Raw genomic sequence first — 14894 nt, forward strand, 5'->3', positions numbered from 1 at the left:
CGCCTGGGTCAGCAACAACTGATAGCTCCCCAAATCCCGCCCTGCCCCGGCCTGCTCCAGAGTGGTCTGGGTGAAGTCATGGAATTTCACTTTGACGAACGGCTTGCCCGGTCGATAGCTGCTGTCGATTCGCGCCATGCGGCCAGCCAGGGTTTCCAGTAACTCGGGTAATTTATCAAGGCAGCTCACCAGATCCGGCAAGTCCACGTCGTAGGTGTTTTCGACACTGATTGACTGCCGACGACTGTCGTTGTGCACCAATCGGTCATCGATCCCACGGGCGAGGCTCCAGAGTCGCTCGCCGAAGCTGCCGAATTCGCGCACAAGCGCCAACTTGTCCCATTCACGCAGATGCGAGCAATCGACGATGCCAAGCCTGCCTAATTTGTCTGCGGTCACTTTGCCAACGCCGTGCAGCTTGCTCACCGGCAAACCACTGACAAAATCCTCGACCTGATCCGGCGTAATGACGAACAAGCCGTTGGGCTTCTTCCAGTCGCTGGCGATCTTGGCCAGAAACTTGTTCGGCGCAACGCCCGCCGAAACGGTGATGTGCAGTTGATTAGAGACGCGACGGCGAATGTCCTGGGCGATCCGCGTGGCGCTGCCACCGAAATGCGCGCTGTCAGACACGTCGAGGTAGGCCTCATCCAGGGAAAGCGGCTCGATCAAGTCGGTGTAATCGCGAAAGATCGTATGAATTTCCTTAGAGGCTTCTCTATAGGCATCCATGCGCGGCTTGACGATGGTCAGGTCCGGGCACAGCTTCAAGGCATGTCCGGAAGACATGGCCGAGCGCACCCCATAAGCCCGCGCCTCATAATTGCAGGTGGCGATCACTCCACGTCGATCCGCAGAACCGCCCACTGCCAGAGGCTTCCCGGCCAGGCGCGGGTCGTCACGCATCTCGATGGCGGCGTAGAAGCAGTCACAATCGACGTGGATGATTTTTCGCTGCGTCATATAAAAGCAGTGTTCATGGTGAAGAAATGGCGTACTGGCGAGTCAGATCGGCAGTATCTCACTGACACCTGTATATAGCACCAGTACTCTGAATGTTCTTTTCTACTTGTAGGAAAAGTGCCGATGAATTTATTTTCTTAATCGACAAGCTTCACCCGATAGAGCTTAAAGCCTTGCCACACCGACCTTACAGCCAATCACCCAGCCCTGTTTTCAAGCTAAGCGATTGAACGGGAAGAGGTTTTCTCTGGATTGAAGGTTGACAGCCTGCCGATCCTCTGTAGAATGCCGACACACAGACGCGGGATGGAGCAGTCTGGTAGCTCGTCGGGCTCATAACCCGAAGGTCGTCGGTTCAAATCCGGCTCCCGCAACCAAACATCAAGAAAGGCTACTCGAAAGAGTGGCCTTTTTTGTGCGCGCCTCTTTTGTAAAAGCGAGATAGCAAGAGCGGGCAACGGCTAACGGTGCAGGATTGAAAAATCGTTCTGATTCCGAAACTTAAGTCTCCCCCCATGACCGCTCACCGCTCATTTACGCTTATTTGACCCTATTCAGGATTAACGCTAGACACTCCGGCGTTCGTCTGTAGAATGCCGCCACACAGACGCGGGATGGAGCAGTCTGGTAGCTCGTCGGGCTCATAACCCGAAGGTCGTCGGTTCAAATCCGGCTCCCGCAACCAAACATCGAAAAAGGCTACTCGAAAGAGTGGCCTTTTTTGTGCGCGCCTCTTTTGTAAATCTGAGCATGGATACGAGCGGGTAACGGCTGACAGCGCGAAAATTAGAAATCGTTCTGATTCCGAAACTTAAGTCTCCCCCATGACCGTTCGCCGCTCATTTACGCTTATTTGACCCTATTCAGGATTAACGGTTGACACTCCAGCGTTCGCCTGTAGAATGCCGCCACACAGACGCGGGATGGAGCAGTCTGGTAGCTCGTCGGGCTCATAACCCGAAGGTCGTCGGTTCAAATCCGGCTCCCGCAACCAAACATCAAAAAAGGCTACTCGAAAGAGTGGCCTTTTTTGTATCCGTTGAAAAAGTCCTTTCGCAACAATGATCTGCCACTGTGTAGCGAGCCGTTCGGGTTCACCCATGCTCTGAGCCCAGACTATGCTGAGCCACAGACACAGAACCCTCTACGCCTGATGACGTACCATCGCCGATAGCCGGTGAGAGGCGTTAATATTTGTGATTATTTTTTTCTACAGGGATTGGTAACTTGGCTGGATACCCCCATCCTGTCGCGCACAATCCAAGAGGTGATTGATGCGCGCCAACTCGTCTGATTCACAAGACACCGTCACAGCGACACAACCGCTCAAGGCCGAGCGTGTGCGCTTGCTTGATCGAATCAGCAAATACCGTCAGCCCATCGGCCTGGCCGTCACTTTGCTGTTGTTCGCTATCGCGCTGATTGCCTGTCGCCACCTGCTGAGCGAACTCGATCTGTACGCTCTGCACGACTCGATTCTCGACGTTCCGAAACCGGCATTGTTGGGTGCGCTGGGCGCGACCGTGGTCGGCTTCATCATTCTGCTGGGCTACGAATGGTCGGCCAGCCGCTACGCGGGCGTGGCACTGGCGCCACGAATCCTGGCCCTGGGAGGCTTCACCGCCTTCGCCATCGGCAATGCAATCGGTCTTTCGATGCTCTCGGGGGGCTCGGTTCGTTACCGTTTATATGCACGCCATGGCCTGGGCGCTTCTGAAGTCGCTCACATGACGCTGTTCGCCAGCCTCTCGCTCGGCTGCGCCCTGCCCCCACTGGCAGCCCTCGCCACCCTCAGCAACCTGCCTGGCGCCTCTGCCGCCCTGGGCCTGTCCGAGATGTTGCTGGGTGTCATCGCCCTGGCCGTTTTGCTGCTCTTCAGCGTACTGGCCATCGGCATCTACCGCCGCCGCCTGCCAGAGCAACCTTACCCGGACAACCTGCTGGTCAAGGTCGGACGCCGCACCTTGCGCCTGCCGGGCCGACGCCTGACGTTCCTGCAACTGATCATCACGGCCCTGGACGTTGCCGCCGCGGCAACCGTGCTCTATCTGTTGCTGCCAGAAGCGCCGCCCTTCGGCGCATTCCTGCTGGTGTACCTGCTGGCCCTGGCCGCCGGAGTGCTCAGCCACGTTCCCGGCGGCGTCGGGGTATTCGAAGCGATTCTGCTGGCCGCCTTCTCCAACACCCTCGGCGCTGCGCCACTCGCTGCCGCCCTGCTGCTCTATCGCCTGATCTACGTGGTGTTGCCATTGCTGGTGGCCTGCGTATTCCTGCTGATCAACGAAGGGCAGCGCCTGTTTCAATCGCGCCAGTCCTTAAGGGTTGCATCCGGTCTGGCCGCGCCGATTCTGGCGGTGCTGGTGTTTCTGTCCGGCGTGGTGCTGCTGTTCTCCGGCGCCACCCCGGAAATCGATACACGCCTGGAACACATCGGCTTTCTGATCCCGCATCGACTGGTCGACGCTTCGCACTTCGGTGCCAGCCTGATCGGCGTGCTTTGCTTGCTGTTGGCTCAAGGGCTGCGCCGCCGCCTATCCGCCGCCTGGATGCTGACCACCATCTTGTTGCTGGTCGCTGCCCTGCTCTCTCTGCTCAAGGGCTTCGATTGGGAAGAAGCCTGCTTGCTGACGCTGACTGCGAGCTTGCTGGGGGTTTTCCGCAGCTCGTTCTATCGCCCCAGCCGCCTGACCGAGGTGCCGTTCTCGCCGCTGTATCTGGTGGCGAGCCTGTGCGTACTCGGGGCGTCGATCTGGCTGTTGCTGTTCGCCTATCAGGACGTCCCGTACAGTCATCAGCTCTGGTGGCAGTTCACCCTCGACGCCGATGCCCCGCGCGGCTTGCGCTCGCTGCTCGGCGCCGCGGTGCTGCTGGTGGTGGTGTCCCTGACTTGGCTGCTGCGCACCGCACGCCCGGTGATCCATCTGCCAACGGCCGATGAACTGGACCGCGCGGTAAAGATCCTGATGGCCTCCGCACAACCGGATGGAGGCCTCGCCCTGACCGGTGACAAGGCGTTGCTGTTTCATCCCAATGACGAGGCGTTCCTGATGTACGCGCGTCGTGGTCGCAGCCTGGTGGCCTTGTATGACCCGATCGGCCCGACCCAGCAACGGGCGGAAATGATCTGGCAGTTCCGCGACCTCTGCGACATCCACCACGCCCGCCCTGTGTTCTATCAAGTGCGCGCCGAGAACCTGCCGTACTACATGGACATCGGCCTGACCGCGATCAAACTCGGCGAAGAAGCCCGTGTCGATCTGCATCGCTTTGATCTCGAGGCCAAAGGCAAAGAGATGAAAGACCTGCGCTACACCTGGAACCGCGGCACTCGCGATGGCCTGTCGCTGGAGATCTTTGATCCAGGGCAAGCACCGATGGAAGAACTCAAGGTAATTTCAGATGCCTGGCTGACCGGCAAGAACGTGCGCGAGAAAGGCTTCTCCCTCGGTCGTTTCAGCGATGATTACCTCAAACATTTCCGCGTCGCGGTGATTCGTTTCGAAGGGCGCCCAGTGGCGTTCGCCAACCTGCTCGAGACTTATGGTCATGACCTGGCCAGCCTCGACCTGATGCGCGCGCACCCGGATGCCCCCAAGCTGACCATGGAGTTCATGATGGTCGGCCTGATTCAACATTATAAAAATCATGGATACGCACGCTTTAGCCTGGGCATGGTGCCGTTGTCGGGGTTGCAACCCCGTCGTGGAGCCCCCCTGACCCAGCGTCTGGGCTCGATGGTTTTCCGCCGTGGTGAGCAGCTCTACAACTTTCAAGGCTTGCGCCGTTTCAAAGACAAATTCCAGCCTGACTGGGAACCCCGTTATATGGCCGTGCCCGCCGGACTCGATCCGCTGGTTGCCCTGGCCGACACTGCTGCCCTGATTGCGGGCGGCTTGACTGGATTGGTGAAACGCTGATGATTCAACGCTCCCTGCGGTACGTACTGGCCACACTGGTAGTGCTGGCCCTGATTCTCGGTGGCGGCTACTGGTACCTGAAACGCCCGGCACCCGAACCGACCCTCGAACAGCTGACGCCGGCCGATGGCGCCGCGATGACCCGTGTCATCCCCGGCAACACGCCACGCGCCCAGGTGCTGGTGGCGGTCAATGAAGACCAGAAGCTCAGCAACAAACAGTTGATGACCTTGAGCCGCACCGGTTCGGCGCAGATTGTTCAGGTGATCCTGCCCAAAGACTGCCTGCTGCAAAGTCGCGCCCTGCAATCGGCCCTCAGAGAACTCAAAGGCCCGGCGACCCTGGTCAGCGGCATCGGCCCTGGTGCCGTGCTGGCGTGGCGCTGGTTGTCCGAGCAGAAGAACGACAAGGCTCAAGCCGTCTCGGTGGACCTGGCCCTGGAAAAACCAGGCTGCACCCACCTGCTACCGAAAAGCGCCGCTCACGGGCACTGGCTGGTGGCCTGGAACGACAACCCGGACGACACCAGCGCCGGCTTCGTGCGCGACCAACCCAACGCCGAAACCAGCATCAGCGACTACGACATCAACCTGCCGCAAGTGCTGAACAACGAACTGCGCAAGATCCTCGTTGGCGGCGATAAAGCCGCCGGCGGCCTGCAGATCCCGGTCGTCGAAGTGCCCGCCGGCCAAGCCAAGGACACCGTGACCCTGTTCCTGTCCGGTGACGGTGGCTGGCGCGACCTTGACCGCGACGTAGCGGGCGAGATGGCGAAGATCGGCTACCCGGTCGTCGGCATCGACACCCTGCGCTACTACTGGCAACACAAGAGCCCGGAGCAAAGCGCCCTGGACCTCGCCGAACTGATGCAGCACTACCGGCAGAAATGGGGCACCAAGCGCTTCATCCTGACCGGTTACTCGTTCGGCGCCGACGTCCTGCCGGCGATCTACAACCGCCTGGAGCCATCGGAGCAGCAACGCGTCGACGCAATTATCCTGCTGGCCTTCGCCCGCACCGGCAGCTTCGAAATCGAAGTCGAAGGCTGGCTCGGCAACGCCGGCAAAGAAGCCGCCACCGGCCCGGAAATGGCCAAGCTGCCGCCGGAGAAAGTGGTGTGCATCTACGGTGAAGAGGAAGTCGACGAGAGCGGCTGTACCGACAAGACTGCGGTTGGAGAGGCGATGAAACTGCCTGGCGGTCATCACTTCGACGAGAACTACCCGAAACTGGCGCAGCGGTTGGTGGACATCATTGAGAAGCGCCAAGCGAAGGAAACGGCGGCTCAGGAGTGATCTGAGTCCCGCCTATGAAAAAGCCCCCGCAACCTTAAGGTTGCGGGGGCTTTTTTACATGAACAAACATGAAGCGCTACCAGCGAGCCTGACTTCATGTAGATGCTCTGTGATTCCAAGGCTAAAGCTGAACATCTATCCACGTTACGTCGTCTTCAACAGCGATAAAGTCGCTATCTGGAGCAGCCAGCAAGCTGCTTTGCTGAGACTTCGTTAACTCCGCCCAGAAGCCATCGGTTACGAATACCAGTCGCTCGCCGACGGTCAATGGGTGAAAGACAAAGTCAGGGTCTGGGGCACGATTAACCTTCAGGCATCGGGTTACCCTGTTTCGAGCCGGATCTTGCGCCAGCTCGCAGTGCGAACGGTCGCGCCTCCAATTGGCCTTGCAGTGGGGCGGCGTAATCCACTCGATCGTGCCTGCCGGTGTCACTACACCGCACGAACAGTCACCCTCATACGCAAGCGTGAGCTTCCCATGAGCAGCGAAACCGATCAGGTAACATGTGGTCCCTGTCTGGTCCGCATACAAAGTGGGGTGAAGCTCGGCCAGCACTGAACCAAGTACTTGCTCAACTGCTCCATGCTCAGTGATATCACCCTCCCGATCCATGTGTTTCGGGTAGGCCGCTAAAACACCTCTTACGAAACATTCAGCCAGTTGGCCACTGCCGGGCTTCGACGTACCGTCCGTGATGACGAACAGCCCTCTGTCGCCGTCGCACAGCGCTCCAGCACAGTCATGATTGGCTTTCCTGTTCCGTCCGATGACTGACCTGCTCGTGTATCTCATGCGCTGCCCAGATCCTTCATGCGCATGTGGATGATTCGCCCTCTACCTGGATTCGCCTGCACCGAGCCCGAGCTTTCAATCACGTAGTCGATACCACTGAGCGCCGTGAGCTTTCGAATTCCAGTCGTAATGAAGCCCTTGAGCTCAGGCTCAGCCTGGCGAACTTCTTCCAAAAGTTCTGTACGACCATCAATCAAGATAATGATGTCTTCGACGTCTTTGTGGTACGGATCACCCTCACCGCGACCGCTAAAGGCCTCTAGCTTCGTCGCAAGAAAGTAGGTCGGTTTAAATATCTGGATGACCGTACCGCTGGGCAACGTAAATTTATCAGCCCTCGACAGCCCCTCCACGAACCAACGATTGGCATATCCGAGAACTGCAGGATCAGAAGGCATCACATCAACGACGACGTCGTTGAAGCGGAAACGACAGTTAACTTCATCCTCACCGGTGATCTTGAAGTTCTTGGCCGCCAGCCTTTCTGTGAGGCGTTGCCAGGCGCTAATACCTGCCAGTTCGATCACCAAGTCAACATCATCGGTGAAACGAATGTCGTCCAGCACTGAAGCGTCAGTAACCAGCATGGCCGTGGTGCAACCGCCGACGAAGGCAACCTCAGCGAGAAACTCCTCCCCCAAGCCGTCTGCAACAAACTCTATGAGCTCATAGTTGTGATCAGCATTTGATGACATGTTATTTCAGCCCCATCCCTGCTTTTAGAATGCCAACCGCCACACCACACTCTCGCGGGCCGCCAAGACGGATCGCATCAACAAGCGCTAGATAGTGATAAAGGATTCTGTCCTTCTTCACCGCTTCCGGCACAGTTTTGTAGAGCGGCTCTATCGCCTGACCACGCTCAGTTCCGAGTGCATCAGGCCAAACCGGAATCAGCCCGCCAGCGCTCTTGATGCTTTTGGACAGCGCGGGTGCGGCGAAGCCGGTTGGAATACCGCGAACCATTGCGCCCGGCTTCACGGGGAAAAAGTATTTCAGAGCGTGCTCGGTGATTTTCAGCAGCTCTCGCCGATTAACTTTCGCAAGCCCGGTGTCGTAGTCATTGGTCAGCAATCCAGACTCGCGACATCTTGCCATGGAGTTGGAAATCTCACTTTTGCTTAGCCCAAGAGACGCTGACAACGCACGCAACGAGTAAGCTTCACTCCAGCCCGTCAGCGACGCAGAAGGGACGGATTCCGACCACCCCTCCCATCCATCCTCCTCGCCCAAGGGTGAGTCGAACTCCCGGCGGTGGAATACCACGTCTTCACCACCAGTAAGGTAGGTGGCTAGCGACTCCCCCACTCGCCCCCCTGCCGGCATTCGATTTATCTGCTGGGGCTTCAACAATTCCTCAACCCTGTTCGAATTCGACTCAGATTCCATCTTCCCAAAGAGGTTTTCTTCCTGGGCGTGCAGGCTGGCCATCTTGAACAAAAGCAAAACATCTTGACTCTTCATGAAGCTAGAAACTCCAAGTGTCCACATTCCATAAAACGTGGACACTTGTCTCATTGAAAATGTCGAACCGTCAAGCCCTTCCGATACATATCAGGTTTCACTGAGAAACCTGCCCCGCCGCGTTTAGTTTTGTTTACTTCAAGGTGTCGCAATATCGGATGACACCCGCAGACCTTGTAGGCAAACTCCGAATCTCGCGTTTGGGCACTTTGATGCCTTGTTGCGCTTTTCTTCGACGGGATACTCTCCGGCCGTCGCTGACCATTCAGCGATCGGGTGTGGTAACCCGGCGAAACCAGCGCAACAGCGCCTTCATCCCGAACACAGGCATTTTTATGTCTGCGATTTCGAGTTATGGCGGCTGTGCGTGGGACGCCCTCGGGCGTGCCGGTTTCCTTGGTTCCCGGTTTACCACCCTGCGTACAGCTGCCTCCCTTTCGTGTGGTAACGAAAATGGCAGCTCCTTGAACCCAGGAGAAAAACCATGACCAAAACAAATCCGTCAGAACCTGACGAACTGAAAACCATCGGCTTCACCCCCCTCATCTACTGCTCCAACAAAGCGCTGTTCCATGTCAGTCACGGCGTTCCCCTCGGCGATGCGCTAGCCATGGCTTCTGATTTTCTGTTCCTTGCCAAGGAGCTGACTAAAGACGCTGCCTACGCCCGAGACACCGACCGACATGCCTGGGCCGCGCATTATCTGACTGCAATGAGCAAGGCCGTGATTGATGATGTGGTGAAGGTACTGACGCCGCCACCGCCACCTGCCCGGACAAAAGCTGAATCTAAAAAATAGCGGCCTGAACGCGCATTGCCTTCAGGGAAATGCGCCGCCCACAAAAAAGCCCCCGCTGCCTTCATGGCAACGGGGGCTTTTTGTTGTGGGTTACATCTCTACCTGCGTCCCCAGTTCAATTACCCGGTTCAGCGGCAGATTGAAGAAGCGCAAATTGCCGTTGGCGTTCTGCAACATGAAGGCGAACAACCCCTCACGCCAGCGGGCCATGCCTTCGAGTTTGGAAGCGATCACCGTCTCGCGGCTGAGGAAGTAAGTGGTGCGCATCGGACTGAAGTCCAGGTCTTCGAGATGACACAGTTTCAGCGCTTGAGGCACATCCGGCTCGTCGACGAAGCCAAAGTGCAGGATTACCCGGAAGAAACCTTCGCCGTAGGAATCGACCTCGAAACGCCGTGATGCCGGCACCCGCGGGATGTCTTCGTACACCACCGTCAGCAGCACCACTTGCTCGTGCAGCACCTGGTTATGCAGCAGGTTGTGCAACAGCGCATGGGGTACAGCGTCCGGGCGCGCGGTCAGAAACACGGCGGTGCCCTGAACGCGATGCGGCGGTTGCACGGCGATGCTGCTGATGAAAATCGGCAGCGGCAATCCACCTTCGTCGAGACGATCGACCAGCAGTTGCTTGCCGCGTTTCCAGGTGGTCATCAGGACAAACAGCACGATACCGGCGATCACCGGGAATGCACCACCCTGAACGATTTTCGGCACGTTGGCGGCGAAGTACAGGCCGTCCACCAACAGGAAGCCGAACAGCAATGGAACCGCGAGGATCGGCGGCCATTTCCACAGCAGCAATATCACCGCCGCCACCAGAATGGTGGTCATCAGCATGGTGCCAGTCACCGCCACACCATAGGCCGAGGCCAGCGCGCCGGAGGACTCGAAGCCCAGCACCAACAGGATGACGCCGACCATCAGCGCCCAGTTCACCGCGCCGATGTAGATCTGGCCTTGTTCGGCGCTGGAGGTGTGGCGAATGTGCATGCGCGGAATGTAACCGAGCTGGATCGCCTGACGGGTCAGAGAGAACGCACCGGAAATCACCGCCTGGGAGGCGATCACGGTGGCAAGGGTCGACAACCCCACCAATGGAATCAGCGCCCAGCTCGGTGCCAACAGGTAGAACGGGTTACGAGCGGCTTCCGGGTCACCGAGCAGCAGCGCCCCTTGGCCGAAGTAGTTCAGCACCAGTGCCGGCAGCACAAGGATGAACCATGCGCGAGCGATCGGCTTGCGACCGAAGTGGCCCATGTCGGCGTACAGCGCTTCGGCACCGGTCAACGCCAGCACCACCGCGCCGAGGATCGCCACACCCATGCCCGGATGCTGGGTGAAGAAGCGCACGCCCCACACCGGGTTCAACGCTTTCAACACTTCCGGGTGCTGCATGATGCCGTAGGCGCCCAGCGCCCCCAGTACCAAGAACCAGGTGACCATGATTGGGCCGAACAGGATGCCGATCCGCGCGGTACCGTGACTCTGAATCAGGAACAGCGCCACCAGCACGACCAACGACAACGGGACGACCCAATGGTCAATGCCCTCGAATGCCAGTCCCAGGCCCTCAATCGCCGAGAGCACAGAGATCGCCGGCGTGATCATGCTGTCGCCGTAGAACAACGCCGCGCCGATCAGCCCGCAGACCACCAGCAAACTACGCAACTTCGGATGCCCCGCCGCCGCCCGCCGAGCGAGGGCGGTCAAGGCCATGATCCCGCCTTCGCCCTGGTTGTCGGCGCGCAACACGAACATCATGTACTTGATCGACACAACCCAGATCAGCGACCAGAAGATCAGCGCCAGGATGCCCAACACGCCGTCATGATTGACAGGCACGCCATAGCCACCGGAAAACACTTCTTTGAGGGTGTACAGCGGGCTCGTGCCGATATCGCCATAAACCACCCCAACCGCCGCGACCAGCATGCCGATCGGTTTTGCCGCCGAATGCTCAGCGCCCGCCGCCTGACTACTTGCCTGCCCCATCCAAAACTCCTACTACCCAGATCCGGACTTCTTATAAGAAGCACTATGCTTTGCCGTGCAGCATGCACCGTTTTACTTAAGGTTACAGACGATTTATTGACTGTAAAAATTCGGTAAAGCGTAACGGCGCGAAGCATAGCGCAGCACTCGTCGTATTTCCCTGCATAAAGCTGGTCAAGTGCGCCTCTCATCGCTAGAATTGCGCACTTTTTGATCAGAGGCACGCCAAGTGCCCGTCTGTCGCCTTGCCGTCTTCGGCTGGAGGCGTCACAAATACCGAGGTTAGACATGTCCACCACTCCTGCGCCGGCCAATCCAAAGGTTGGCTTCGTATCCCTGGGTTGCCCCAAAGCACTGGTCGACTCCGAGCGCATCCTTACCCAGCTGCGCATGGAAGGCTATGACGTTGTGTCCACTTACGAGGACGCCGATGTCGTGGTGGTCAACACCTGCGGCTTCATCGACTCGGCCAAGGCTGAATCTTTGGAAGTGATCGGCGAAGCCATCAAGGAAAACGGCAAGGTCATCGTGACCGGCTGCATGGGCGTCGAAGAAGGCAACATTCGCAAGGTGCACCCAAGCGTGTTGGCCGTGACCGGTCCGCAGCAGTACGAGCAGGTGGTCAACGCCGTGCACGACGCCGTGCCGCCGCGCCAGGATCACAACCCACTGATCGACCTGGTGCCGCCGCAAGGCATCAAGCTGACCCCGCGCCACTACGCCTACCTGAAGATTTCCGAAGGCTGCAACCACAGCTGCAGCTTCTGCATCATCCCGTCGATGCGCGGCAAACTGGTCAGCCGCCCGGTCGGTGATGTACTGGACGAGGCTCAGCGCCTGGTCAAGGCCGGCGTCAAAGAGCTGCTGGTGATTTCGCAAGACACCAGCGCTTACGGCGTCGACGTGAAATACCGCACCGGTTTCTGGAACGGCGCGCCGGTGAAAACCCGCATGACCGAACTCTGTGAAGCCTTGAGCACCCTCGGCGTCTGGGTTCGTCTGCACTACGTTTACCCGTACCCGCACGTCGACGAGCTGATTCCGCTGATGGCCGCCGGGAAAATCCTGCCGTACCTGGACATCCCGTTCCAGCACGCCAGCCCGAAAATCCTGAAAGCGATGAAACGCCCGGCCTTCGAAGACAAGACCCTGGCGCGTATCAAGAACTGGCGCGAAATCTGCCCGGACCTGATCATCCGTTCGACCTTCATCGTCGGCTTCCCCGGCGAAACCGAAGAAGACTTCCAGTACCTGCTGAACTGGCTGACCGAAGCGCAGCTCGATCGCGTCGGCTGCTTCCAGTATTCGCCGGTCGAAGGCGCACCGGCCAACCTGCTGGACGCGGCCATCGTGCCGGACGACGTCAAGCAAGACCGCTGGGACCGCTTCATGGCGCACCAGCAAGCCATCAGCTCGGCACGCCTGCAAATGCGCGTCGGCCGTGAAATCGAAGTGCTGGTCGATGAAGTCGACGAGCAAGGCGCGGTTGGCCGCTGCTTCTTCGATGCTCCGGAAATCGACGGCAACGTGTTCATCGACAACGGCAGCAACCTGAAACCAGGCGATAAAGTCTGGTGCAAAGTGACTGACGCCGACGAATACGACCTGTGGGCTGAACAGATCTAAACGCAAAAAATACGAAAAGCCCCGCTCTCTTGACGAGATGCGGGGCTTTTTTACGTCTATCGTTTTGTGAGGAAAGGATTCTCGACATTCACAGGAAAAGGGGCAGCCGGCCATGCGCCAACATTCGGTCATCCACACGCCGAAACAGAGCGACTACGAAGAGCTCACTCAGGTCTGGGAAGCCTCGGTGCGCGCCACCCATGACTTTCTGCCGGACAGCTACATCGAATTGTTGAAGAACCTGGTGCTGACGCGCTACCTCGATGCGGTGATGCTGATCTGCACCAAAGACCCGCGCCAGCGCATCACCGGGTTCGCCGGGGTTGCGGCGGGCAAGATCGAAATGCTCTTCATCGACCCGGCTCACCGCGGCCAGGGCCTGGGCAAGCAATTACTGCGCTATGCGATGGAACATTTGAACGCCGATGAACTGGACGTCAATGAGCAGAATCCGCAGGCCTTGGGCTTTTACTTCAAACAGGGCTTCGAGGTGATCGGCCGTTCGGAAGTCGATGGCATGGGGCAGCCTTATCCGTTGCTGCATATGCGTTTGCGTCAGGCACAACAACGTACGCGCAACGGCTGACACACAGAACAACTGTGGGAGCGGGCTTGCTCGCGAATGCGGTGGGTCATTCAGCAGAGAAATTGACTGATCTACCGCTTTCGCGAGCAAGCCCGCTCCCACAAAAAGCCACACGGCGCAAATGGAGCCGGGATTAACCGGCGCCAGGCAGGTACAATGCCCACCCCTTTTTTGTTACGGCCCTGTCATGACTGACCCGATTCGTCTCTCCAAACGCCTCATCGAACTCGTCGGCTGTTCCCGTCGGGAGGCTGAGCTGTTCATCGAGGGCGGCTGGGTCACCGTGGACGGTGAAGTCATCGACGAGCCGCAGTTCAAGGTCGAGAACCAGAAAGTCGAGCTTGATCCCGAAGCCAAGGCCACTGCGCCGGATCCGGTGACCATCCTGTTCAACGTACCTGCGGGCATGGATGCGGAAACGGCCATGGCAACGATCAGCGCCGAGACCTTGAGCGAAGAACACCGCTTCAGCAAACGTCCGCTCAAGGGCCACTTCCTGCGCCTGACCGCCAGCACCGACCTGCAGGCCAACGCCAGCGGTCTTTTGGTGTTCACCCAGGACTGGAAGATCCTGCGCAAACTCACGGCCGACTCCGCCAAGATCGAGCAAGAGTATGTGGTCGAAGTTGAAGGCGACATGGTGGCTCACGGCCTCAACCGCCTGAACCACGGCCTGACCTATAAGGGCAAGGAACTGCCGCCGGTCAAAGCCAGCTGGCAGAACGAAAACCGCCTGCGTTTTGCGATGAAGAACCCACAACCGGGCGTCATCGCCCTGTTCTGCCAGGCCGTCGGCCTGAAGGTTGTCGCCATCCGCCGCATCCGCATTGGCGGCGTGTCCATTGGCAAAGTGCCGTTGGGGCAATGGCGTTACCTGTCCGGCAAAGAGAAGTTCTAAGACTTTTCACGCCGCCATACATTTTGGCGCCGCTGTTTATGCGGCGCCCACTGCTGAATATCAGGACTGCACACCATGATTCATAACGACGTACTGCGCAGCGTGCGCTACATGCTCGACATCAGCGACAAGAAAGTCATCGAGATCATCAAGCTCGGCGGCATGGACGTGGCCCTGGAAGACCTGGTGACGTACCTCGACAAGAAAGAGGAAGACGAGGAAGGCTTCGTACGCTGCCCGGATGAAGTCATTGCGCATTTCCTCGATGGCCTGGTGATTTTCAAGCGTGGCAAGGACGAAAGCCGTCCACCACAGCCGATCGAAGTACCGGTGACCAACAACATCATCCTGAAGAAACTGCGTGTGGCTTTCGAACTGAAAGAAGACGACATGCACGCCATCCTCAAGGCTTCCGAGTTCCCGGTGTCCAAGCCTGAGCTGAGCGCGCTGTTTCGCAAGTTCGGCCACACCAACTATCGCCCGTGCGGCGACCAGTTGCTGCGCAACTTCCTCAAGGGCCTGACCCTGCGCGTGCGTCCGCAGTAAATCGTCCCACCCTCT

Annotated in this window: 11 protein-coding genes and 3 tRNA genes; 10 read left to right on the forward strand and 4 right to left on the reverse strand. The window is 58.4% G+C overall.

Translation table 11 applies throughout. The features are described from left to right. On the reverse strand, positions 1–963 hold a 963-nt coding region (gene dinB, locus KGB03_RS17790), incomplete at its 3' end, for a DNA polymerase IV (RefSeq protein WP_223527939.1). Positions 964–1263: 300 nt separating this feature from the next. Here dinB and KGB03_RS17795 point away from each other — a divergent pair. From KGB03_RS17795 to KGB03_RS17815, 5 genes are all read left to right on the forward strand, one after another. Then, a tRNA-Met gene (locus KGB03_RS17795) sits at positions 1264–1340 on the forward strand. A gap of 231 nt (positions 1341–1571) precedes the next feature. Next, positions 1572–1648, forward strand: a tRNA-Met gene (locus KGB03_RS17800). A 232-nt stretch (positions 1649–1880) separates the two neighbouring features. Continuing rightward, a tRNA-Met gene (locus tag KGB03_RS17805) sits at positions 1881–1957 on the forward strand. A 280-nt stretch (positions 1958–2237) separates the two neighbouring features. Next, positions 2238–4880, forward strand: a complete 2643-nt coding sequence (gene mprF, locus KGB03_RS17810; protein ID WP_223527942.1) for a bifunctional lysylphosphatidylglycerol flippase/synthetase MprF — start codon at positions 2238–2240, stop codon at positions 4878–4880. Further along, on the forward strand, positions 4880–6175 hold the full coding sequence (locus KGB03_RS17815) for a virulence factor family protein (RefSeq protein WP_111450973.1): 1296 nt from the start codon (positions 4880–4882) through the stop codon (positions 6173–6175). The genes mprF and KGB03_RS17815 overlap by 1 nt, the downstream gene beginning before the upstream one ends. Before the next feature lie 789 nt (positions 6176–6964). On the opposite strand, the gene KGB03_RS17820 is transcribed toward KGB03_RS17815, so the two are convergent. Both KGB03_RS17820 and KGB03_RS17825 read right to left on the reverse strand, forming a co-directional pair. After that, complete coding sequence (locus KGB03_RS17820; protein WP_008153959.1) at positions 6965–7663, reverse strand: hypothetical protein; 699 nt, start codon at positions 7661–7663, stop codon at positions 6965–6967. A 1-nt stretch (position 7664) separates the two neighbouring features. Further along, positions 7665–8432: a MarR family transcriptional regulator gene (locus KGB03_RS17825; protein WP_223527945.1), complete on the reverse strand. Its 768-nt coding sequence runs from the start codon at positions 8430–8432 to the stop codon at positions 7665–7667. A gap of 484 nt (positions 8433–8916) precedes the next feature. On the opposite strand from KGB03_RS17825, the gene KGB03_RS17830 reads away from it, so the two are divergent. Continuing rightward, positions 8917–9231: a DUF3077 domain-containing protein gene (locus KGB03_RS17830; RefSeq protein WP_218536313.1), complete on the forward strand. Its 315-nt coding sequence runs from the start codon at positions 8917–8919 to the stop codon at positions 9229–9231. A 90-nt stretch (positions 9232–9321) separates the two neighbouring features. On the opposite strand, the gene KGB03_RS17835 is transcribed toward KGB03_RS17830, so the two are convergent. Then, the gene (locus tag KGB03_RS17835; protein WP_218536312.1) at positions 9322–11223 is read right to left on the reverse strand and encodes a potassium transporter Kup; all 1902 of its coding nucleotides are present in this window, start codon (positions 11221–11223) and stop codon (positions 9322–9324) included. 288 nt (positions 11224–11511) lie between these two features. Between KGB03_RS17835 and rimO the strand changes: the two genes are divergently transcribed. The 4 genes from rimO to KGB03_RS17855 all read left to right on the forward strand — a co-directional run bounded on the left by rimO (position 11512) and on the right by KGB03_RS17855 (position 14879). After that, positions 11512–12849 carry a 30S ribosomal protein S12 methylthiotransferase RimO gene (gene rimO, locus KGB03_RS17840; protein ID WP_008153968.1) on the forward strand — a complete coding sequence of 446 codons (1338 nt, stop codon included), beginning with the start codon at positions 11512–11514 and terminating at the stop codon, positions 12847–12849. A gap of 112 nt (positions 12850–12961) precedes the next feature. Beyond that, positions 12962–13435: a GNAT family N-acetyltransferase gene (locus KGB03_RS17845; protein ID WP_134101705.1), complete on the forward strand. Its 474-nt coding sequence runs from the start codon at positions 12962–12964 to the stop codon at positions 13433–13435. 187 nt (positions 13436–13622) lie between these two features. Beyond that, complete coding sequence (locus KGB03_RS17850; protein WP_218536311.1) at positions 13623–14333, forward strand: rRNA pseudouridine synthase; 711 nt, start codon at positions 13623–13625, stop codon at positions 14331–14333. A gap of 75 nt (positions 14334–14408) precedes the next feature. Then, complete coding sequence (locus KGB03_RS17855) at positions 14409–14879, forward strand: DUF1456 family protein (RefSeq protein ID WP_008153972.1); 471 nt, start codon at positions 14409–14411, stop codon at positions 14877–14879. The last annotated feature ends 15 nt before the right edge of the window (positions 14880–14894 follow it).

Origin of the sequence: Pseudomonas sp. BF-B-26, assembly GCF_019956495.1 — a bacterium.
Lineage (GTDB): Bacteria > Pseudomonadota > Gammaproteobacteria > Pseudomonadales > Pseudomonadaceae > Aquipseudomonas.

Coding starts and splice junctions, on each gene's coding strand:
- KGB03_RS17825 (WP_223527945.1), bottom strand. CDS start 8,432: ATGAAGAGTCAAGATGTTTTGCTTTTGTTCAAGATGGCCAGCCTGCAC.
- KGB03_RS17855 (WP_008153972.1), top strand. CDS start 14,409: ATGATTCATAACGACGTACTGCGCAGCGTGCGCTACATGCTCGACATC.
- KGB03_RS17815 (WP_111450973.1), top strand. CDS start 4,880: ATGATTCAACGCTCCCTGCGGTACGTACTGGCCACACTGGTAGTGCTG.
- KGB03_RS17820 (WP_008153959.1), bottom strand. CDS start 7,663: ATGTCATCAAATGCTGATCACAACTATGAGCTCATAGAGTTTGTTGCA.
- mprF (WP_223527942.1), top strand. CDS start 2,238: ATGCGCGCCAACTCGTCTGATTCACAAGACACCGTCACAGCGACACAA.
- KGB03_RS17850 (WP_218536311.1), top strand. CDS start 13,623: ATGACTGACCCGATTCGTCTCTCCAAACGCCTCATCGAACTCGTCGGC.
- KGB03_RS17835 (WP_218536312.1), bottom strand. CDS start 11,223: ATGGGGCAGGCAAGTAGTCAGGCGGCGGGCGCTGAGCATTCGGCGGCA.
- KGB03_RS17830 (WP_218536313.1), top strand. CDS start 8,917: ATGACCAAAACAAATCCGTCAGAACCTGACGAACTGAAAACCATCGGC.
- KGB03_RS17845 (WP_134101705.1), top strand. CDS start 12,962: ATGCGCCAACATTCGGTCATCCACACGCCGAAACAGAGCGACTACGAA.
- rimO (WP_008153968.1), top strand. CDS start 11,512: ATGTCCACCACTCCTGCGCCGGCCAATCCAAAGGTTGGCTTCGTATCC.